General features: G+C 72.5%; 17 protein-coding genes. 3 read left to right on the forward strand and 14 right to left on the reverse strand.

Translation table 11 applies throughout. The annotated features are described in order from the left end of the window. Nucleotides 1-3: 3 nt before the first annotated feature. From ABZ808_RS20585 to ABZ808_RS20625, 9 genes are all read right to left on the reverse strand, one after another. The gene (locus ABZ808_RS20585) at nucleotides 4-1011 is read right to left on the reverse strand and encodes a cation diffusion facilitator family transporter (RefSeq protein WP_357008764.1); all 1008 of its coding nucleotides are present in this window, start codon (nucleotides 1009-1011) and stop codon (nucleotides 4-6) included. A 49-nt stretch (nucleotides 1012-1060) separates the two neighbouring features. After that, nucleotides 1061-2257 carry an SIS domain-containing protein gene (locus ABZ808_RS20590; RefSeq protein WP_357008767.1) on the reverse strand — a complete coding sequence of 399 codons (1197 nt, stop codon included), beginning with the start codon at nucleotides 2255-2257 and terminating at the stop codon, nucleotides 1061-1063. Next, complete coding sequence (locus ABZ808_RS20595) at nucleotides 2254-2439, reverse strand: Trm112 family protein (RefSeq protein WP_357008769.1); 186 nt, start codon at nucleotides 2437-2439, stop codon at nucleotides 2254-2256. The genes ABZ808_RS20590 and ABZ808_RS20595 overlap by 4 nt, the downstream gene beginning before the upstream one ends. A 61-nt stretch (nucleotides 2440-2500) precedes the next feature. Beyond that, a complete protein-coding gene (locus tag ABZ808_RS20600) occupies nucleotides 2501-3886 on the reverse strand; it encodes a phosphomannomutase/phosphoglucomutase (RefSeq protein ID WP_357008772.1) in 1386 nt (461 codons plus the stop codon). 69 nt (nucleotides 3887-3955) lie between these two features. Further along, entirely contained in the window at nucleotides 3956-5020 is a 1065-nt protein-coding gene (locus ABZ808_RS20605) for a hypothetical protein (protein WP_357008775.1), read from the reverse strand. A 279-nt stretch (nucleotides 5021-5299) separates the two neighbouring features. Then, nucleotides 5300-5596, reverse strand: coding sequence for a hypothetical protein (locus tag ABZ808_RS20610; protein ID WP_357008777.1), 297 nt, complete (start codon nucleotides 5594-5596; stop codon nucleotides 5300-5302). Next, complete coding sequence (locus ABZ808_RS20615; RefSeq protein WP_357008780.1) at nucleotides 5568-9596, reverse strand: toxin glutamine deamidase domain-containing protein; 4029 nt, start codon at nucleotides 9594-9596, stop codon at nucleotides 5568-5570. The genes ABZ808_RS20610 and ABZ808_RS20615 overlap by 29 nt, the downstream gene beginning before the upstream one ends. Nucleotides 9597-9611: 15 nt before the next feature. Continuing rightward, the gene (locus ABZ808_RS20620) at nucleotides 9612-9944 is read right to left on the reverse strand and encodes a hypothetical protein (RefSeq protein WP_357008783.1); all 333 of its coding nucleotides are present in this window, start codon (nucleotides 9942-9944) and stop codon (nucleotides 9612-9614) included. Further along, a complete protein-coding gene (locus tag ABZ808_RS20625; RefSeq protein ID WP_357008786.1) occupies nucleotides 9941-10363 on the reverse strand; it encodes a YbaB/EbfC family nucleoid-associated protein in 423 nt (140 codons plus the stop codon). Before ABZ808_RS20625 ends, ABZ808_RS20620 begins: the two co-directional genes overlap by 4 nt. A 79-nt stretch (nucleotides 10364-10442) precedes the next feature. On the opposite strand from ABZ808_RS20625, the gene ABZ808_RS20630 reads away from it, so the two are divergent. Beyond that, nucleotides 10443-11675: an SUKH-3 domain-containing protein gene (locus tag ABZ808_RS20630; RefSeq protein ID WP_357008788.1), complete on the forward strand. Its 1233-nt coding sequence runs from the start codon at nucleotides 10443-10445 to the stop codon at nucleotides 11673-11675. A gap of 1 nt (nucleotide 11676) precedes the next feature. On the opposite strand, the gene ABZ808_RS20635 is transcribed toward ABZ808_RS20630, so the two are convergent. Further along, nucleotides 11677-13116, reverse strand: coding sequence for an aldehyde dehydrogenase family protein (locus ABZ808_RS20635; protein WP_357008790.1), 1440 nt, complete (start codon nucleotides 13114-13116; stop codon nucleotides 11677-11679). A gap of 141 nt (nucleotides 13117-13257) precedes the next feature. Here ABZ808_RS20635 and ABZ808_RS20640 point away from each other — a divergent pair, with 141 nt between their 5' ends. Together ABZ808_RS20640 and gabT are read left to right on the forward strand one after the other, a co-directional pair. After that, nucleotides 13258-14694, forward strand: a complete 1437-nt coding sequence (locus ABZ808_RS20640; protein ID WP_357008792.1) for a gamma-aminobutyraldehyde dehydrogenase — start codon at nucleotides 13258-13260, stop codon at nucleotides 14692-14694. A 3-nt stretch (nucleotides 14695-14697) separates the two neighbouring features. After that, nucleotides 14698-15969 carry a 4-aminobutyrate--2-oxoglutarate transaminase gene (gene gabT, locus ABZ808_RS20645; protein WP_357008795.1) on the forward strand — a complete coding sequence of 424 codons (1272 nt, stop codon included), beginning with the start codon at nucleotides 14698-14700 and terminating at the stop codon, nucleotides 15967-15969. 24 nt (nucleotides 15970-15993) lie between these two features. Here gabT and ABZ808_RS20650 read toward each other — a convergent pair whose 3' ends face one another. Genes ABZ808_RS20650 through ABZ808_RS20665 form a run of 4 tightly spaced genes read right to left on the reverse strand, consistent with a single transcriptional unit; the run spans nucleotide 15994 to nucleotide 19522 of the window. Continuing rightward, nucleotides 15994-16668: a hypothetical protein gene (locus tag ABZ808_RS20650; protein ID WP_357009542.1), complete on the reverse strand. Its 675-nt coding sequence runs from the start codon at nucleotides 16666-16668 to the stop codon at nucleotides 15994-15996. Nucleotides 16669-16725: 57 nt separating this feature from the next. Next, on the reverse strand, nucleotides 16726-17403 hold the full coding sequence (locus ABZ808_RS20655) for a M15 family metallopeptidase (RefSeq protein ID WP_357008798.1): 678 nt from the start codon (nucleotides 17401-17403) through the stop codon (nucleotides 16726-16728). Then, nucleotides 17400-18527: a D-alanine--D-alanine ligase family protein gene (locus ABZ808_RS20660; protein WP_357008800.1), complete on the reverse strand. Its 1128-nt coding sequence runs from the start codon at nucleotides 18525-18527 to the stop codon at nucleotides 17400-17402. Before ABZ808_RS20660 ends, ABZ808_RS20655 begins: the two co-directional genes overlap by 4 nt. Further along, on the reverse strand, nucleotides 18524-19522 hold the full coding sequence (locus ABZ808_RS20665; RefSeq protein WP_357008803.1) for a pyridoxal-phosphate dependent enzyme: 999 nt from the start codon (nucleotides 19520-19522) through the stop codon (nucleotides 18524-18526). Before ABZ808_RS20665 ends, ABZ808_RS20660 begins: the two co-directional genes overlap by 4 nt. Nucleotides 19523-19603: the final 81 nt, after the last annotated feature.

Raw genomic sequence — 19603 nt, forward strand, 5'->3', positions numbered from 1 at the left:
TCGTCAGTCCCTGGGCCGCCCGGCCGCCTCGCCCGACGCGTCCTGCGGCGGCGGTACGGCGGTGTCCGCGGCGGCGCCGGTGCCCGCCTTCTCGGCGGCGACGCTGAAGATGTCCGGCTCCAGGTAGATCACCCGGGCGATCGGCACCGCGACGCGGATCCGCGCCTCCACGGCGTTGATGCCACGGGCCAGCTCGGGAGCGCTCTCCCAGGACGGTACGCCGATCTTCGCGGCCACCATCAGCTCCTCCGGACCGAGGTAGAGCGTCTTCATGTGGATGATCCGCTCCACCTCGGGGCCGTCGGTGATCGCCCGCTCGATGGCGTCCAGATCCTGCTGTTCGGCACCCTCACCGAGCAGCAGACTCTTGGTCTCGATGGCCAGCACGACGGCGATGAGCACCAGCAGGATGCCGATCATCGCGGTGCCGGCGGCATCCCACCGACCGTTGCCCGTGATCAGCGTCATCGACACGCCGAAGAGCGCGAACACCAGACCGACCAGCGCGCCGAAGTCCTCCAGGAGCACCACCGGCAGCTCCGGCGCCTTGGCCCGCCGGATGAAACGCACCCAGGACTGCTTGCCCCGGACGAGGTTGGACTCCTTGATGGCCGTCCGGAAGGAGAACGACTCCATGATGATCGCCGCCACCAGCACGACCACCGGCAGCCAGTGCCACGACTCGATTCCGCCCTCGTGGCTCCACTTGTGGTAAGCCTCGTAGAGGGCGAACAGACCACCGATGCTGAACAGCACGATCGACACGATGAACGCGTAGATGTAGCGCTCCCGGCCGTACCCGAAGGGGTGCTCCGGGGTGGCCGCCCGCTTCGCCCGCTTGCCGCCGAGCAGCAGCAGGGCCTGGTTACCGGAGTCCGCGACCGAGTGAACCGACTCGGCCAGCATCGACGACGAGCCGGAGAGCAGGAACGCAATGAACTTGGTGACGGCGATGCCGACGTTTGCCAGCAGAGCGGCGACGATTGCCTTCGTCCCACCGGTCGCGCTCACGCCACCACTCCGCCTCGCGTCGCGGCGACCTGAGACGCCCTACGTTCGTTCACTGGTTCGAAAGCTCCTTCATCTCGGTGATGGCCGGAACGGCCATCGGGTCGAGCCCATGGGCCAGAGCAAGATAGATCGAAGCGAAGTCCGGCACAGCGATCAGCGACGCCAGCCGCTCCAACGCCGACCCGCCCTCGGCCGTCACCACGTCGCAGCGCACACCGCGGCGCTCCGCGAGGGTCTGCACCGCGTCCGCACGCCGCTCCTCGACCGCGAGCGGCTCGTCGGTGTCGTCCTCGGCGTTGAGCCCGCCGTCGCGCAGCAGCACCAGCCGCAGCCGGGTGCCCTCGCCGTCGTCCTCCGCCCGGTCGGCGAAGATGTCGCGCTCCCCCTCTGCCAGGCCGCCGAAGACGCCGTCCAGCAGCCCCACCCGACCCCGGCCGGCCTCGCCGAGCGCCCCGGTGACCACCGGGTAGCGGGCGTTCGCGGACAGGGTGTCGCCGAACCGGCGAGCGGCCACGGTGGCCAGCGGTGACGAACCCCAGACGATCGGGATCGAGCCGGCCAGGCCCAGCGCCAGCGACTTCGCCGGGTTGACGAACGACTCCGCGCTGGAGCGGCAGCGGTCCGCGTCCGCGTCCAGCCGCGCCGCAGTCTCCGCCAGATCCGCCTCGTTGACCTTGACCAGCCCGAGCGCGCGGGCGGCGAGCAGGACCGGCACGGTCAACGCCCAGAGACTCGCTCGCGCCGGAGCGCGCCGGGGCACCGGAATGAACGGCGCACGGGCCCGCTCGGCCACCGCCTGCAACTGCGAATCCGGGGCGCCCACCGCGACCAGCCGGGCGCCCCGCCGGTGCGCGGCCTCGGCCGCGCCCAGCGCCTCAGGGCTGCGACCGGACGCGCTCACCGCGATCACCACGTCGGCGGCGCCCACCCAACCGGGTACGCCCGCGCTGCGGTGTCCGATGATCGGGACCGGGCAGCGCGGCCCAGCCACCGTGGCCAACACGTCACCGGTCCGCCCGGCGGTGCCGATGCCGGCGATGACCACGGCCCGCGGCCGCCCGTCGTCGGCCAGCACCGCCAGGTTCGCCTCGGCGGCCAGCGCCGCGCTCTCGCGAACCTGCGCGCCCGCCGACGCGGTGTGCCGCAGCATGTCGCCCGGGTCGTGCTCGGCCAGCGCCGCCGGGTTGTCGAGCAGGGCCTCGTCGGCGTCGCGGCGCCCGCTGACCCCCGCCGTACCGTCGATCATGAGGACTGCCCGGGGCCGCCGCGCGCCTCGTCGAGCAGCAGCACCGGCACGTCGTCGCGGATCTCGAAGATCCGGCCACACTCGGTGCAGGTCAGCGTCTGCGCCTCGGCATCGTAGGTCAGCGGGGCGTGGTGCGTGTCCGGACAGGCAAGGATCTCAAGCAACTGCGGATCCAGGGCCATGGCGCGGCTCCTTCCACGAGTGCGGGGTCACCGGCGGCGGTGCCGACCGGCGCAGGCGATCTTATCGGCGAACGCGGTCGAGCACGTCGTCCCGCAGCGAGATCATCCGCTCGCGGGTGGGCGCCTCGACATTGAGCCGCAGCAACGGCTCGGTGTTGGAGGCGCGCAGGTTGAACCAGGCGCCGTCGGGAAAACGCAGCGTCAGCCCGTCCATCTCGTCGGCCGTCGCGTCCGGGTACGCGGCGCGGACCTCGGCCACCGCCGCGGCCTGGTCGACCACGGTCGAGTTGATCTCGCCGGAGGCGATGTAGCGCTCGTACTCGCCGGCCAGCACGGACAGCGGCAGCGACTGCTCACCGAGCGCGGCCAGGGTGTGCATCGCGGCGAGCATTCCCGTGTCGGCGAACCAGAAGTCCCGGAAGTAGTAGTGCGCGGAGTGCTCGCCGCCGAAGACGGCGTTGGTCCGCGCCATCTCCGCCTTGATGAAGGAGTGCCCGACCCGGGCGACCACCGGCTCACCACCGTGCTCACGGATGATCTCGGCGACCGCGCTGGAGGTGATCAGACCGTGGATCACCGTGGAACCCGGGTGCTTGGCCAGCTCCCGAGCGGCGACCAGGGCGGTGATCGCCGACGGCGAGACCGGCTCGCCGCGCTCGTCCACCACGAAGCACCGGTCGGCGTCGCCGTCGAAAGCCAGCCCGATGTCGGCCCCGTGCTCGACCACCGCGCGCTGCAGATCGACCAGGTTCGCCGGGTCCAGCGGGTTGGCCTCGTGGTTGGGGAAGGTGCCGTCCAGCTCGAAGTAGAGCGGCACGATCTCCAGCGGCAGTGCCGACAGAGCGGCGTCGCCCAGCACCGTGGGGACGGTGAAGCCGCCCATTCCGTTGCCGGCGTCGACCACCACCTTCAGCGGCCGAATGCCGGAGAGGTCGACCAGCTTGCGCAGGTAGGAGGCGTAGTCGGGCAGCAGGTCACGCCGCTCGGCCGGCTGGGTCGGCTCACCCGCCGGGCGCGACGCGCCCGAATCCAGCAGCGCCTGCGCCCGCTCACGGATCTGCGCCAGCCCGCTGTCCTGGCCGATCGGCCGGGCACCGGAGCGGCACATCTTGATGCCGTTGTACTGCGCCGGGTTGTGACTGGCCGTGAACATCGCACCGGGCAGGTCGAGGGAGCCGGAGGCGAAGTAGAGCAGATCGGTGGAGGCGAGCCCGATCTCGATCACCGAGCGGCCCTCGGCCCGGACCCCAGCGGCGAAGGCGGCGGCCAAACCGGGCGAACTGGCCCGCATGTCGTACCCGACGACCACGGCGTCACCAGGCTCGTCGGTGGTGTTGAGCAACTGGGTGAATGCGGCCCCGAGCGCCTCGGCGGCCCGTTCGTCCCACTGGTCCGGCACCGTCCCTCGGACGTCGTACGCCTTCACGATCTGGGACAGATCAGACACTAGTTCCGCTCCTTGGCCGCAGGTTTCCAACGAACCTGAGCGTAACGGAGCGCCCGCCCTGGACCCCGCTCAGCCGGGGAGCCGGGGCATGAACACGGTGTGATCGCCGCCGTCCTCGGGCGGAGGCGGGTCACCGGGGAGCGGCCGACCACCCGGAGTGCCCGCGGCACCCGGCATCGGCTGCGTCGCGTCCGGCGCCGGCGCGGCGGGTCGGGCCCCGTAGACCCCGCCGGTGGCGGGCCGGGGCGACGGCACCACGCCGTAGCCGTCGGCCGGCTGCTGCTGGCCGTACACCGAGCCGGGGCGACCGGACGCGGCCGGCGACCCACCCCCGGACCGGTAGGTGGTGCCACCGGGGTTGCCGGGCAGCGGACCCGGCTCGTCGGTCGGCGTCCGGTCCTGCCGCGAGCGGCGGAACAGCAGCACGATGAGCAGCAACCCGACCGCCACCATCGCGATGCCGAAGAACATCACCGGCGAACCCCCACCGGACGACTCGGAGGCGGCCGCCACGGTGCTGGGCGCGGCGGAGACGGCACCCAACGCGGCCGGATTCACCGCATCGGCGGGCGTCGTGACCTCAGTGGGGCTCGGGGTGGGCGTCGGCTTCTCCGACGGCGTGGGCGACGCGGAGACCCGCACGCCGGCCACCCTCGCCGTGTCGGTGCCCCGAGCCAGCTCCTCGCCGGCCGCGCTGGCACCCACGCCGGTCACCACGAGCCGACCGCCCGGAGCACCGGCGGCGAACGCCACCCGGTAACGCACCGTGATCCCCTTGCCCTTGCACAGGGTCGGCTTCGTCGGCGACGTCTGCTCGGTCGTCACGCTGCCGCCCCCGCCGGACACGGGCACCGGGAACCAGTGCCCGCCCGCGTTGACCTGAACCGTCACCTGGCCCGGCTCAAGACCTTCAAGGCGAAGCCCCAGGGCGGTACGCAGCAGGACGCACCCGTCGGAGCGCTTGCGCACCGCGACGTTCACCCCCTGCGCCGACCCACCGGCCGCGAAGCTGCTGGCAGATCCGACCCGGACCGAGTCATCGGCGGCCAGCGCCGGCGACGCACCGAGCATCACCAGGCCGCCCACCAGACCGCAGACCGTCGCGAGCCGTGCCGCGCGTCGACGCACCGACATGATCACCTCACCGTTCCTCCCCGGGTGGGGTCCGCGGCCAGGCTACTACCAGGCCACCTCCACCCCCGGTCATAGAGCGGCCCAAATGTGTGCGGCGTTACGGTTTACGACGCACCCGCCGGCCTGCCATTCCATTGCCGGTCGGGCCCCTCGCCATGATCCACTCCATGTCGCCGAAATGGCGCTATCCCACGACCCGGATGCCCCAACGTCGCCGACCTGGAGTCGATCATTCTCGGCGCGAGGTGGCCCGCTCGCCGCACGAGGCTGCTCCTCGAATCACCGCTGACCGCTGTCACCCGCCACGAACATGGCGCGGATCCCTGCCTCGTCGGGCAGGGCGGTGCCACCGGTAACGGTCTCGGCCACGCTCTCGGCCGTCGCGCGATCGACGGTTTCGTAACGGTCAGCGTTTCGATGATCGTTCACGAAGCGCACCACAAGACTCGGATCGAAGGCCCAGCCTCGACTGCGGTGATCCCAAAGGATGGCGTCACCGACACCGACGTCCATCACGAACAGCCCGGCCGGCCCTCCCACCCTCTCGTCATTCCGGTAGATCACGTAATACGTCAACAATGTCCTTCTCCAACGTGACAGCGACGTCCTCCGCCACCGGGAAGTCGCGCGATCCGAGCCCCAACTCTTGCACTACCTGCGAAAAGCTGGTCCCTTGGCGGTCGAGCCACGATCGATACTTCTGCCAGGCGTCCCCGTTGCGACTCAACCACTTGGCAAAGCTGGCGTCCTTGGTCGGGAAGTGTTCCTCCAGGCCGGGAGGGACGCTCTCCGACATCCGGCCCTCGCGGTTCGTGGCAAGCATCCGGAGGAACGCCTGCACATGCTCCTCCGGCCTGCTCGACACTCGGCGCAGGATCTCGTAGTCGCCATGGGTCCGCATCCAGGCATCCCGCGACTCCCGCGTGTGCAGCTGCAACTCGAGAAGGAAGCCATCGGGCGTCCGGACGGTGCAGTTGAAACCGTAGAACCTGTTACCGGCCCGCCAGAAGTTCTTGACGTCCGAGCGCGGGACTGAGAAGCCCGCCTCCACGAGGCCCGCGAGTATCAGGTGAACGCCTCGCCGATAGTCCACGCCGGGCGGCATCTCCAACAGGAATCTCAAGACATCATTGACCGTCTCCGCGAATTCCTCGACTCCGATGTTCACACCGCGCGCCTCGTCGAGGTACTTCCTCGCCAGCGAATCCAGCCCTTTGACACGAAACTCGCGGTCGCGCAGCCGCACCGGCTCGCTCAGACCCACGGTCTCCGTCACGTTCTGCGCTACCAGAGCCAGGACGTTTTCGACTGGATCGGCAGCGGCGAGTGCGCGATCGCGGAGGTCCGTCAACGTCGCCAACTCCGCTGCCGTGAGCTGCGCCAGATCAACACCTAGCGGATCCGGCCCATCAGCTGCGGTCGCGCCACCCTCTGGCGTGACTGGTTGCGGCACCGAGCCGGGGCCGTCCAGGAGCAGGTACATGCGGTTGATGTACGGGTCGCCGTGGCTGCCGTTGTCGTGCGCCGGTGGGTGGTCCGGCAGGTCGGGGCGCTCGCTGAATCGGCCCCGGGGCAGACCGCCGAGCGGCATCGGCCGGCCGTCGCCGCTCAGCACGAGCGCGTCGATGCCGACCACGTCCGGGTAGAGCGGCCGGTCCCGGATGGCGCCGGTCTGCGGGTCGACGTAGAGCACCGTGCCGTTCTGGTTGAGCGCCACCCAGGCGTGCGAACCGCCGTGCGGCCATTCGGTGACCAGGAACGCGTAGCTGCCGTGGCCACCCAGTAGCAGTTGGTCGTGCAGGTTGCGGTAACCCCGGTCGGCGGCCTGCCGCGCCTGCTCGGGGTGTGACCGCTGGCCGGGTGGTGGGGCGAGGACCTGCTGGAAGCGTCCGCCGGTCACATCTTCCACCCGGCCCGGGCCGCCCGCCTCGCCGCGGATCGGGCGTCGGGTGTCACCGTTGAGATATCCGTCGAAGGTCCGTGGCGCCGACACCCGGGGTCGCCCGTGCACCCACGTCTCGAACAGCGACAGCGTGCAGTCCAGGCAGTTGATGCCCCGGGTGGCGTCGGCGCGGGGGCCGCCGTCGTTCAACAGCCGGAACCAGCCGCCCCGGCGAGGGTCGGCGGTACGGGTGACGGCGCCATTCCGCTCGCGGGGCATCTGACGTTCGACGTCGACCTGGTGCAGGGCCAACGGGGGCCGCAGCCCTCCAGGCTGCCCGTACGGTCGGGAGTCGTCGATCGGCGGCGGACCGTCGTCGCCGGTCAACGCGGACCGGCCGGCCGTCTCCACCGCGCCGAGCGCGAGGGCACCCACGTCTCTGTTGGCGTGCTCGAAGCCTGCGGCGTCGATGTCCACGACCGCGGGCGCCGTGGTGCCGGCCAGCACCGCGCCGGCGAGGTCACGCCACTGGGCGTACGCCCGCGCCTCGTCGTTCGCGGCCCGCTGCCAGCCGTCGGCCCACTGCCGGTGACCGGCCTGGTGCAACTGTCGGGCGTAGGTGGCGTACTCGATGGCTCTGCGATCGTGCTCCGCGGCCCGGGAGCGCAGTCGGGTGGCCTCCGCCTGCCGGCGGTTGTTCTCGAACCCGGTCCGCTGTGATTCGTAGTGGCCCTGGTAGCGCCGCCGCTCGGCGGCTTCCGCCTCGGCCGCCCAGCGGGCCGCGTACCAGTCGTGGTCGTCCCGTGCGGGCACCACCGGCTCGCCGAACGCCACCACGTCGTCGGGGACCGACGCCCGACCACGGGCCGGATGAGGGGGTACGCGGGCCGGCGCCGACGCCTCGCGCGACGGCGCGGGGTGGTGGCCCACGGCCGCGCCGGTGACCGTGCTGCCTACCGCCTCCGCCGCGACCCCTCGGGTGACGGCACCGTTCGGCGCACCGGCAGCCGTGCCGGTCACCGTCAACGGCGGGGCCGTCGAGGTGGGGCCCGCGTGTGCGACCGGCGGCGCGAAGGTGTTCGTGCCGGCCGACGTGGGCCAGGCTGCCGGGCTGTTGCTGCTCGGGGCGACCGCACCCGGGGTGGTCCCGTGCGACGCGCCGGCCGGGCTGCCAGCGAGCGCCGGGTCCACGGCCACCGGCGCCGCCGGCCCCACCGATGCCACCGGCGCCACCGGCGCCACCGGCGCCACCGAGGAGAGCGTGGGGTCGGTGGCGATCGGCCCGGCCGGTACGGCGGTCTCGGTCGGGAGCGCCGCTCGGACCGGCCCGTCGTCCATGCTGGACAGCTCGACACCGCTGGACGACGAGCGGCTCAGGTCCGACGCGGTGGGCTGCGGCGGCCCGGCACCGTCGGTGGCCGCGGACACTGTCACCTCAGCGCCGAGCGGCGTCGCGTGGTCGAGCGCCGTCATCACCGGCGAGGCCGACACACCCACCCCCGCCTGCGCGGGAACACCCGCCGCCGACGAAGACGACACCGAAGGCGAGGACACGACAGGCGACGACCCCGGAGACGAGGACACCACCGGCGACGACCCCGAAGACGGGCCATCCACGGCAGGGGCAACGGGGACGACGGGCGGGAGCAAGGGGCCGGCGAGGGGCGCCCCGGCCAGGGCGTTGGTCTGCGCTTGGAGCCTCGCCTGCAACGCGTGGTCGGTCTGGGCGGTCGCCGAACCGGTCGCCCCGGAGGCGGCAGCACGCGCCGCGTCCTCCAGCGAGGTCAGCCCCTGACCGGTAGCCAGGCTGGCGGCGCTGTCGGCGAGCACCTCGCCGGTCATCTCGCGCCCCAGGTGCTCCCCGACCCGTGCCGCTCGCCCGGTCGCGTGCCGGCCCAGGCCGGCGAGCGGCGCTACCGCCCCGCCGGCGAGCCCGCCTACCGCTGACGCGCCGAGGTCGGTGACGTCCAGGCCGTGTGCCCGCCCGGTGGAGTTCTGGTACGCCTGGGTGGCGAGGGTGACACCGGCCTCCTCCGCCGCCTCTTCCAGCCCTTCCCGGGTGGCGCGCTTGGCGAACCCGCGCACCCCGCCCTTCGCGACCTCCTTGGCCGCACGCTCGCCGGCCTCCTTGAGCCCGTGTTTGAGGGACTTGGCGGCCAACTGACCCATCAGGCGCTTGAAGATCTGTTGGATCAGCAGCCGGGTCGCGGTGATCGCCGCGCCTGCGGCCGGGGTCGCGGCACCGGCGGTGAGCACCGCCACCACCGCCACCGAGAGCAGCTCGATGACGAGGATGCCCAGCTCGATCCAGACTTCGATTTTGGCGCCCTCGATGTCGCACCCGCACTCCTCGACCAGCCGGCCCAGGTCGGCGGTGACCGCGAGCAGCACGGGCAGCGGGGCGTCTGCGCCCTCGGCGATCCGCCGCCAGGCCGCCTCGAACGCGGCGTCGACGGCTCCGACACCGCCGTACCCGCTGCAGACCTCGACGGCGGCCGTGGCGGCGTCGGCGTGCGGGCCGGCGAGCACGGTGGCGACCGCGTACCACTGGTCGGCGACGTCCCAGACGGCACGCTCGTTGCCCTCCGGCCACTGCACCCCGACGACCCAGTCGAGGGCCTCGTAGATCCAGCCCGGCACGTCCCAGGGTGCGTAGTCGAGTGGGTGCGGAATGGGGCTCGGCAGCACGCTCATCGGTTTCGCCCGCCGTCAGCGCTGGTCGGCGGCCCGACCGAACCGGGCGGCGCTCGCCCCGTCGGTCTGCACGCTGGCGTCGACCGCGCGAACCACGTCGCTGCCCAGGTCGGTGAGCCGGTGCCCGACGCCCGCCCAGGCCCGCAGCACGGTCTGCTCGAACCCCCGGTAGTTGCGCTCGAACGCACCGCCGATGTCGTCGCGACCCCAGGGTCGGGCAGCGCTGGCGGCCTCGATCGCGCCACCTTCGACAACTCGGCGGGCCGTCACCGCCTCGCCGGCGAGTGCCAGATCGGCGCCACCGCGTCGCGTGCGGGCCGGATCGAGCCAGAGCTGCCCGTCGGTCATGCCGGCCCCTCGCCGCGCCCGAGAACGGCGTCGGCGCGGCCGAGCAGCGCGCCGAAATCCCCGGTACGCAGGAAGTCCACCGAGCCAGACCCGGCCGGCACGGTCTCGGCGACCAGGTCACGGGTGGCGGCGGTGGCGGCGGCCGTGGCGGCGCTGATCGTCTCGGAGATCTTTCGGCTCAGTGCTGCGGCGTCCCGGTCTCGGTAGATGGCCGGGGTCAGGTCGAGCGAGACCAGCTCCCCCCGGGAACCGACGGTCGCCGTCACCTGCCCGTCGGCGGACCGGCGGGTCACCCGCAGCTCGGCGAGCCGCGTCCGCAGGTTGTCCAAATCGGACCTGAGCTGCTGGTATTGCCCGTAGACATCGTCGAATCGGGCCCGCAGCTCGCGATTGGCACCCCGGTCCACACGTTCGGTCACCGCCGCTCCTCCCGTCACCGTCGGTAGAGCGAGACGATACCGGCCGCCATCGATCCGTGTGGTCCGGTAGTTTCAGTGTGTGATCGACCGTCAGCAGGCCGAGCAGCTCGCGGCCACCTGGGCACGCCGCGACTCGCAACGCCTCGGCTACGAGTGCACAGCGACGGTCGACGAGTTCGACCTGGGCTACGTCATCACGTCCGTCGTGCCCACCGAGGTCCGGACGATCCCCGGTGACCTGCCGACGACCGTCATCGACAAGCAGACCGGCACGGTCACCACCTGGCCCCGGGTGCCGAGCACGGTGGTGGCGGAGATGTATCGCCGCAGTCAGCCGACCGGCCCGACCGCTCCCCGCACTGTCGACCCGTCCACGCTGCTGTCCCGGGAAATCCATCGACTTCCCACCCCGAACACGGCCGCTCATCTGACCATCGACGGGCGGATCTGGACGGCCCAGGGCACCAAGGGCGACGTCCCGTTGAACCATCACCCGCTCGTGCGCTCCTACCTGGACCAACTGCCTCCCGGCGAGTTGGTCCGGGGTGGTGAGGCGCATGCCGAGCTGATCGTGGTCTCCGACGTCCTCCACGAGTACGACCACCGCCGGGCCGCCGAGGGCATCGCGCCGATGGGTCGGGCCGAGGCAGCGGCACTGCTGGACGGCGCCCGGTTCGAGATCTTCCGGATCCGTGAGCCGGGTGACCCCGCCGGGGGCGTCGCCGACCGGCCCTGCGACTCGTGCGTCGACTTCCTGGTACGCGCCAACGTGTTGCCGGAGTCGGCTCGGGGCTACACCGAGACGTGGCGTGCGCCGGCAGAGCCCGACCCCGACCCCGGTCGCTTTCCGCCGGAGGTGGCCAACGCGCTGGTGGCGGCGGGGTGGCGACCGCATATTGGGGACCAGCTCATGGCCGCCGCCGCCGTGCGGGACGTCACGGCCGTGCCGGGGCACACGGTCTTCCCCGCCGCCGTGGAGGCGCTGACCGCCTTCCCCAGCCTGGTGGGCGCTCGGCGCGGCCGGGGCGAGCAGGTGTGGATCTCCCGCTTCGACATCCGCCCGCACACCATCGCGCACACCGCCGACACCCTCGCGGACTTCGGCGCGGTGCTCGGGGTGCGGCTCTTTCCGATCGGCACCGAGCAGCAGGACAGCATCCTGGCTGTCGACGAGCGCGGCCGGGTCTTCGCGCTGGACCAGGCCGGTGAGTGGTTCCTCGGCGACACCATCGACGCGGCGTTGACCACCCTGCTGCTCGGCCGCGCGCCCGCCCGGGTCCGCGACGACGGCACCTGGCAGGCGGCCGGCTAACTCAGAGCGCGAGCCCGGTCAGCACCATGACCCTCGGTTCGGTGTAATCGTCCATCGCGCTGCGCAGCCCCTCCCGGCCGACCCCGCTGCCCTTCACCCCGCCGTAGGGCATCTGGTCGGCCCGGTACGACGGCACGTCGCCGACGATCACCCCACCCACCTCCAGCGTCCGGGCGGCGGCGAAGGCCACGTCCAGACGTCGGGTGAACACGCCGGCCTGCAACCCGTACGCCGAGTCGTTGACCGCGACGAACGCGGCCTGGTCGTCGGCGACCGGGGCGACCACGAGCACCGGCCCGAACACCTCCTCGGCGACGACCTTGGCGTCCGCCGGCACGCCGGTGAGCACGGTCGGGGGGTACGTCGCACCGTCCCGCGCGCCGCCCACCTCGACTGTCGCGCCGGCCGCGACGGCCTCGGCTACCCACGTCTCGACGCGGCGAGCGGCGTCCTCGCTCACCATCGGCCCGACATCCGTCAGCTCGGAGGTCGGGTCGCCGGTGTGCAGCCCGCGCACCGCCGCCACCAGCCGGGGAAGGAAGTCGGCGAAGAGCGTGTGGTGCACGTACACCCGCTGGACGGCGATGCACGACTGGCCGGCCTGGTAGTTGGCGAACGTGGCGATCCGCTGCGCGGCGAACTCCAGATCCTCGTCCGACGCCCAGTCCGCGCAGAGCACCGCCGCCGCGTTCCCGCCCAGTTCCAGCGTCACGTGCTTCTGGGGCACCTGGCGGCGGATGGCCGCGCCGACCGGCCCGGACCCGGTGAACGACACCACCGGCAGCCGGGGGTCGGTGACCAGTTCGGCGGCCCGGTCGTTGGGCAGCGGCAGCACCGAGAACATTCCCGCCGGGAGCTCGGTCTCGGCCAGCAGCTCGCCGAGCAGCAGCGCGGACAGCGGGGTCGCCGGGGCCGGCTTGACGATGATCGGCGCGCCGACGGCGATGGCCGGCGCGACCTTGTGCGCGACCAGGTTGAGCGGGAAGTTGAACGGCGCGATGCCGAGCACCGGCCCCTTCGGCACACGCCGGACCAGCGCGATCCGCCCGGTGGCGGCCGGGTCGGTGTCGAGGCGTTGCAACTCGCCGGAGAAGCGCCGGGCCTCCTCGGCGGCCCACCGGAAGGTCGACACCGCCCGCCCCACCTCGGCCCGCGCCCACTTCACCGGTTTGCCGTTCTCGGCGGTGATCAGGGCCGCGACCTCGTCGGCGCGTTCGGCGAGCCGTCGGGACACGTGGTCCAGGGCCGCCGCGCGGGCGTGCGCGGGCAGGGCCGCGGCCTGCGCGGCCACCCCGGCCGCGGCGGCGACGGCGGCTTCGACCTGGTCGGCCGTGGCGAGGGTGGTACGCCCCACCGGGCGACCGTCGTACGGGTGGTGGACGGTCAGCTCGCCCACACCGTGGGCGGGGCGGGAGGCGACGAAGAAGGCTCTGGGCTCCACGCCGAGCAGCGTAGACGAGAGAGCAGTCGACGGAAACAGTCGCCAGAGGCCTTGTCTGCCGCGAATTCAGTAGCCAAGATGGCAGACAGATTGCGATAACCGCCGCAGACCGCACCCTCGGCCCTTCGGAGAGATCCCGTCATGAGTGACCAGCAGCAGCTGCGCAACTTCGTCAACGGCTCCTACGTCGACACGGTCGACGGCGGGTACGCCGACCTGGTCGACCCCTGCACCGGTGAGGTGTTCGCCCAGGCCCCGGTCTCCGGCCCTGCCGACGTGGACGCGGCGATGACCGCCGCCGCCACCGCGTTCGAGAGCTGGCGGGACGTCACCCCGGCCGAGCGGCAGCGGGCGATGCTCAGGCTCGCCGACGCCGTGGAGGCCCGCGCGGCCGAACTGGTCGACGCCGAGGTCCGCAACACCGGCAAGCCGCGCCAGCTCACCGCCGAGGAGGAGCTGCCGCCTGCGGTGGACCAGTTCCGGTTCTTCGCCGGCGCCGCCCGGCTCCTGGAGGGTCGGTCCGCCGGGGAGTACATGGCCGGGCACACCTCGTACGTGCGGCGCGAGCCGATCGGCGTCTGCGCCCAGGTGACCCCGTGGAACTACCCGCTGATGATGGCGGTCTGGAAGATCGCCCCGGCGCTCGCCGCCGGCAACACGGTGGTGCTCAAGCCGTCGGACACCACGCCGGTGTCGACGCTGCTGCTCGCCGAGATCGCCGCCGAGTTCTTCCCGCCGGGGGTGTTCAACGTGGTCTGCGGCGACCGGGACACCGGTCGTACCCTCGTCTCGCACCCGACCCCGCAGCTGGTGTCGATCACCGGCTCGACCCGCGCGGGCATGGAGGTCGCCTCCGCCGCGGCGCCCGACCTGAAGCGCACCCACCTGGAGTTGGGCGGCAAGGCCCCGGTGGTGCTCTTCGACGACGCGGACGTGGCGGCGGCGGCCGAGGCCATCGCGATGGGCGGCTACTTCAACGCCGGGCAGGACTGCACGGCCGCGACCCGGGTGCTGGCCGGGCCGGGCATCCACGACGACTTCGTGGCGGCGCTCGCCGAGCAGGCCCGCAACACGAAGACCGGCGCCCCGGACGACGCCGACGTGCTCTACGGTCCGCTGAACAACGCCAACCAACTCGCCCGGGTCAGTGGCTTCGTGGACCGGCTGCCGGACCACGCGGCGATCCAGACCGGTGGGTCCCGGCAGGGTGAGCGCGGCTACTTCTACGCGCCGACCGTGGTCTCCGGGCTGCGCCAGGCCGACGAGATCATCCAGGACGAGGTGTTCGGGCCGGTCATCACCGTGCAGCGCTTCTCCGACGAGGACGAGGCGGTGCGCTGGGCCAACGGCGTCGACTACGGCCTGTCCGCGTCGGTCTGGACCAAGGACCACGGGCGGGCGATGCGGATGACCCGGCGGCTCGACTTCGGCTGCGTCTGGGTGAACACGCACATCCCGTTCGTCTCGGAAATGCCGCACGGCGGCTTCAAGCACTCCGGCCACGGCAAGGACCTCTCGGTCTACAGCCTGGAGGACTACACCCGGATCAAGCACGTCATGCACAACATCGAGGGCTGACCCATGGCGACTTCGGAGGAGTTGAACAAGCGCCGGGGCTCGGCGGTCGCCCGGGGCGTGGGCAGCGTCATCGGCTCGTACGTCGAGCACGCCAGCGGCGGGACGCTCACCGACGTCGACGGGCGGGAGTGGATCGACTTCGCCGCCGGCATCGCGGTGACCAGCGTCGGCAACTCGGCCCCGAGGGTGGTCGAGGCGGTCCGCGCGCAGGTCGAGCGGTTCACCCACACCTGCTTCATGGTCGCGCCGTACGAGTCGTACGTGGCGGTGTGCGAGCAACTCAACGCGCTCACGCCGGGCGGCTTCGAGAAGCGCTCGGCCCTGTTCAACTCTGGCGCCGAGGCGGTGGAGAACGCCATCAAGATCGCCCGACACGCAACCGGGCGGCCAGCGGTGGTGGTGTTCGACCACGCGTACCACGGTCGGACCAACCTGACCATGGCGTTGACCGCGAAGAACATGCCGTACAAGCACCGGTTCGGGCCGTTCGCCGGGGAGATCTACCGGGTGCCGATGTCGTACCCGCTGCGCGACGGCGGGCTCTCCGGCGCCGAGGCGGCGGCGCGGGCGATCGAGATGGTCGAGAAGCAGGTCGGCGCGGAGAACGTCGCCGCGCTGCTCATCGAGCCGATCCAGGGTGAGGGCGGTTTCGTGGTGCCCGCGCCCGGTTTCCTGCCGGCGCTGCGAGCCTGGGCGACGGCGGCCGGGGTGGTGTTCGTCGCCGACGAGATCCAGACCGGCTTCTGCCGTACCGGCGACTGGTTCGCCTGCGAGCACGAGAGCGTCGAGCCCGACCTGATCACCCTGGCCAAGGGCATCGCCGGTGGTCTGCCCCTCGCGGCGGTGACCGGTCGGGCCGAGCTGATGGACGCCGTGCACGTCGGCGGGCTCGGCGGCACGTACGGCGGCAACCCGGTCGCCTGCGCCGCCGCGCTGGCCACCATCGAGACCCTGCACGAGCTGGACCTGGCCGGCGCGGCCCGCCGGATCGAGTCGGTGCTGGCACCTCGGCTACGGGCCATCGCCGAGCGGGATCCCCGAGTCGCCGAGGTACGCGGGCGGGGCGCGATGCTCGCCGTCGAGCTGGTCCAGCCGGGCTCACTCGTGCCCGACCCGGCCGCCACGACGGCGATCTCGGCCGCCTGCCACGCCGCAGGCCTGCTCACCCTGACCTGCGGCACCTACGGCAACGTGCTGCGCTTCCTGCCCCCGCTGGTGATCTCCGACGATCAGCTCACCCGCGGCGCCGACATCCTCGACGCCGCCTTCGGCTGAACCGGAGCGAGGCCCCTGGCGACCTCAACGGAGCACCTCGACCGTGTTGCGGCGGACCAGGTTCTTGCCCGGCTCGCGGATCTGGTCCATGGCGGCCGTGTTGAGCAGCACGCAACTGCCCGACGGGCCGGTCACCGTCACCGTGGTCGCCCGGTTGTTGTCCAGGTTGGTCACCCGCAGCCGGGTGCCGATCGGGAACTGCCCGCTGGTCGCCGCCGGCACGCCACCCTCGGCGAAGAAGGTGATCGCACCGGTGCAGGCCGAACCGGGTGCCGGACCCGACGCGCCGGGCGAGGCGGCACCGGGACGCACCGAACCGGGGGCGGGCTGCCCGACCGGCGGCGCCGCACCGTCTAGCCGTTCCACCACGTTGCGGCGGATCACGTTCTTGCCCGGCTCGCGGACCAGCTCCATGGCGGCGGCGTTGAGCAGCACACAACTGCCCGACGGGCCGGTCACCGTCAGAGTGGCCGCCCGGTTGTTGTCCAGGTTGGTCACCCGCAGCCGGGTGCCCACCGGGAACCGGTCGCTGGTCGCCGCCGGCGCGCCGGCCTCCGCCGAGAACGTGACCGAGCCGGAGCAGACGGACGGCCGCGCGGGGCTGGTGCCGGCGAACCCGAACCCGGTGCCCACCGCCACACCCGCCGCGGCGAGCACCGCCACGGTCGCCGCCAGCACGTGCCTGCGCTGCACCCTCATCGTCGTCACTCCCGTCCTCGGTGGTGTCCTTCACCGCGTGGTACGGACCGGAGCGCCCTACCGTTCAGCCGGCACGGGTATCGATCGCGCGACGGCCAGGTCAACCGGCCCGTACCGGGTGTGCGACGCCCCGGTCATCAGCGCCCAGTAACGGTCCCCGTACGACCAGTGCCACCACTCGGTCGGGTAGTTCACCAGCCCGGCACCGCCGAGCGCGTCCACCATGAGCTGCCGGTGCCGGCGGGCGGTGGCCCCGATGGCGGGTGCGTCGGTGAAGCAGGCGTCGGCGCTGTCCTCCGGGGTGGCGTCGACGGCCGTGCCGAGATCCAACTCCACGCCGTCGGCGGTGCACAGGGTCAGGTCCACCGCGCCGCCGGTGGTGTGCGGGGCCACCTCGACCGGCGAGACGAACTTGGTGGTCTCCCGGTGCAGCCGTTGCGGCGACCAGTCCGGGTGCCGTCGGCGCAACTCGTCGCGGTAGCCCGTGAAGATGGACAACTGCGCCCGATACGGCCGGTACCCCTCGATGACCAGCAGGCGCACCCCGGCGGGCAGGGCGCGCTGCGCGGCCAGCAACCGGTCCGCGACACCGGCGCGCAGCCGGGCGTACGCCCCTGTGTCGTCGGCCGCCCGCCCGTCCAGCCGCAGCTCCGGCAGCTCACGCAGGTCCACCAGCGGGTCGCCGTCGTCGGCGCTGCGCACCGCCGCCACCCGAGGGTCGGAGAGCAGGATCACCGGACACTCCCGGTGGTCGCCGGTCGTTCCGCATGTCGGGTACGCGCCAGCGCCACCAACCGATCCACGACCTCGCGATAGCCGACGCCGGCCGCCGCCCACACCTTCGGGTACATGGAGTGCGCGGTGAAGCCGGGCATCGTGTTCAGCTCGTTGACGTACAGGTCGCCGGTCGTCTCGTCGTAGAGGAAGTCCACCCGGGCGAGACCCCACCCCCCGATCGCGGCGAACGCGCGCAGCGACAGCTCGCGGACCCGCTCGGTGACCTCGTCGGGCAGCACCGCCGGAACGATCATCGGATCGCTGTCGCCGAAGTACTTCTGCTGGTAGTCGAACCAGCCGCCGGCGACGCGCACCTCGCCCACCGCGGACGCCTCCGGTCGCCAGCCGCCGAGCACCGCGCACTCCAACTCCCGGCCGGTGACACCCTGCTCGACCATGACGTGCTGGTCGTGTCGCAGCGCCTCCCGCACCGCTGCGGCCAGGTCGTCACCCTCGCCGACCCGGGAGATGCCGATCGACGATCCCATGCTGGCCGGCTTGACGAACAGCGGCCGGCGCAGCCCGAGCACCAGCTTCTCCGGGTCGGCGGTCTCCCGGAAGGTGTACGCGTCGAAGGCCACGGACGGTGTCACCGGGATGCCCTCGGCCCGCAACGCCCGCTTCATCGCCACCTTGTTCATGCCCACGGCGGAGGCGAGGATGCCGCACCCGACGTACGGCACGTCCAGTTGCTCCAGCAACCCCTGCACCACGCCGTCCTCGCCGAACGGGCCGTGCAGCACGGGGAAGATCACGTCGAGTTCCGCGTGCACCGCGCCCGGCGCGTTGCTGGCGCACACCTGCACGCTGCCCGAGCGAGGGCCGGCCCGCAGCTCGACCGCCGGCCCGGTCACCGTCAGCCGGTCGTCGATGGCCCGATCGGCGGCGGGCCGGTCGCGCAACTCGGTCAGCAGCGCGTCGGGCAGCAGCCGGAACCCCCCGGTGCGGGTGACGCCGATGGCGACCGTGCGGTACCCACCGCCGGCCAGCGCACGGACAACGCCCAGCGCCGAGGCGCAGGAGACCTCGTGCTCCGCCGACGGGCCGCCGAACAGAATTCCGATCCGAGTCGGGGCGCTCATGCCGCCGCTCCTTCCACAGTCGTCAACTCCGCGAGCCGTGGCGCCGCCAACCGGGCCACCAACGCCGCCTCCACATTTCCGCCGGTCAACACCACGCCGACCGTCCGCTCCCGCAGTCGGAGCGCGCCGGCCAGGCCAGCGGCCCCGGACGGCTCGACGAGCACCTTCAGCTCCATCAGGAGCAGCCGGAACGCCGCCGCAATCTGCTCGTCGTCGACGCGGACCACGCCGCGCAGGGCGGTCCGCAGGATCGCGAACGGCAGCTCACCCACGCAGGACGGCCGCAGCCCGTCGGCGATGGTGCTGGCCGGCGCGACCGGAACCCGCTCGCCGGCCGCCAGGCTGCGCGCCAACGAGTCGCAGCCGACCGGTTCGACGCCGTACACCTCGATGCCGGTGCCGGCGGCGGCCAGGCAGGCGCCCGCCACCCCACCGCCACCACCGACCGGCACCACTATCGCGTCGAGCGGGGTGCCGGCACGTTCGGCCTGCTCGATCAACTCCAGGCTGGCGCTGCCCTGCCCGGCGATCACATCCGGGTGGTCGTACGCGTCGACAACGGGGTGACCGGTCTGGTCGCGGAGCGCGTGTGCCACCGCCACCCGCTCGTCGACGCTGGTGCCCGCGAACACCACCCGAGCCCCCGCCGCACCGGCCCGGTCGACCTTCGTCGCCGCCGCGTCGACCGGCAACACCACGGTGGCCGTGAGCCCGTGCTGGCGGGCCGCCAACGCCACCGCCACCGCGTGGTTTCCAGTGCTCTGCGCGATCACCCCGGTGTGGCCGGCCGCGGCGAGCCGGCCGACCGCCCGCAGCGCGCCACGCATCTTGTACGAGCCGCCGGTCTGCAGGTTCTCCGCCTTGAGCAGGACCCGGGCACCGGCCAGCAAATCGATCGCCGGGGAGCGCAGCACGGGCGTACGGATCACCCGCCCGCTGAGCCAGCGGGCGGCCTCCTCGACATCGGCCCGGACGGGGCCAACGGTGGATGACATCGGACTCCTTTGCCACGGCCCGGCTTACGACCGCGACGGTCGTTCTCCGAGCACGCCGAAGGTGGGGTTGCCGCGATGCGG

It is taken from the genome of Micromonospora sp. NPDC047527, assembly GCF_040643015.1.
Taxonomy (GTDB): domain Bacteria; phylum Actinomycetota; class Actinomycetes; order Mycobacteriales; family Micromonosporaceae; genus Micromonospora.

Bases quoted from the DNA above. Each gene is read 5' to 3' on its own strand.
- ABZ808_RS20590 (WP_357008767.1), bottom strand. From the start codon at position 2,257: ATGATCGACGGTACGGCGGGGGTCAGCGGGCGCCGCGACGCCGACGAG.
- ABZ808_RS20595 (WP_357008769.1), bottom strand. From the start codon at position 2,439: ATGGCCCTGGATCCGCAGTTGCTTGAGATCCTTGCCTGTCCGGACACG.
- ABZ808_RS20605 (WP_357008775.1), bottom strand. From the start codon at position 5,020: ATGTCGGTGCGTCGACGCGCGGCACGGCTCGCGACGGTCTGCGGTCTG.
- ABZ808_RS20615 (WP_357008780.1), bottom strand. From the start codon at position 9,596: ATGAGCGTGCTGCCGAGCCCCATTCCGCACCCACTCGACTACGCACCC.
- ABZ808_RS20620 (WP_357008783.1), bottom strand. From the start codon at position 9,944: ATGACCGACGGGCAGCTCTGGCTCGATCCGGCCCGCACGCGACGCGGT.
- ABZ808_RS20640 (WP_357008792.1), top strand. From the start codon at position 13,258: ATGAGTGACCAGCAGCAGCTGCGCAACTTCGTCAACGGCTCCTACGTC.
- gabT (WP_357008795.1), top strand. From the start codon at position 14,698: ATGGCGACTTCGGAGGAGTTGAACAAGCGCCGGGGCTCGGCGGTCGCC.
- ABZ808_RS20650 (WP_357009542.1), bottom strand. From the start codon at position 16,668: ATGAGGGTGCAGCGCAGGCACGTGCTGGCGGCGACCGTGGCGGTGCTC.
- ABZ808_RS20660 (WP_357008800.1), bottom strand. From the start codon at position 18,527: ATGAGCGCCCCGACTCGGATCGGAATTCTGTTCGGCGGCCCGTCGGCG.
- ABZ808_RS20665 (WP_357008803.1), bottom strand. From the start codon at position 19,522: ATGTCATCCACCGTTGGCCCCGTCCGGGCCGATGTCGAGGAGGCCGCC.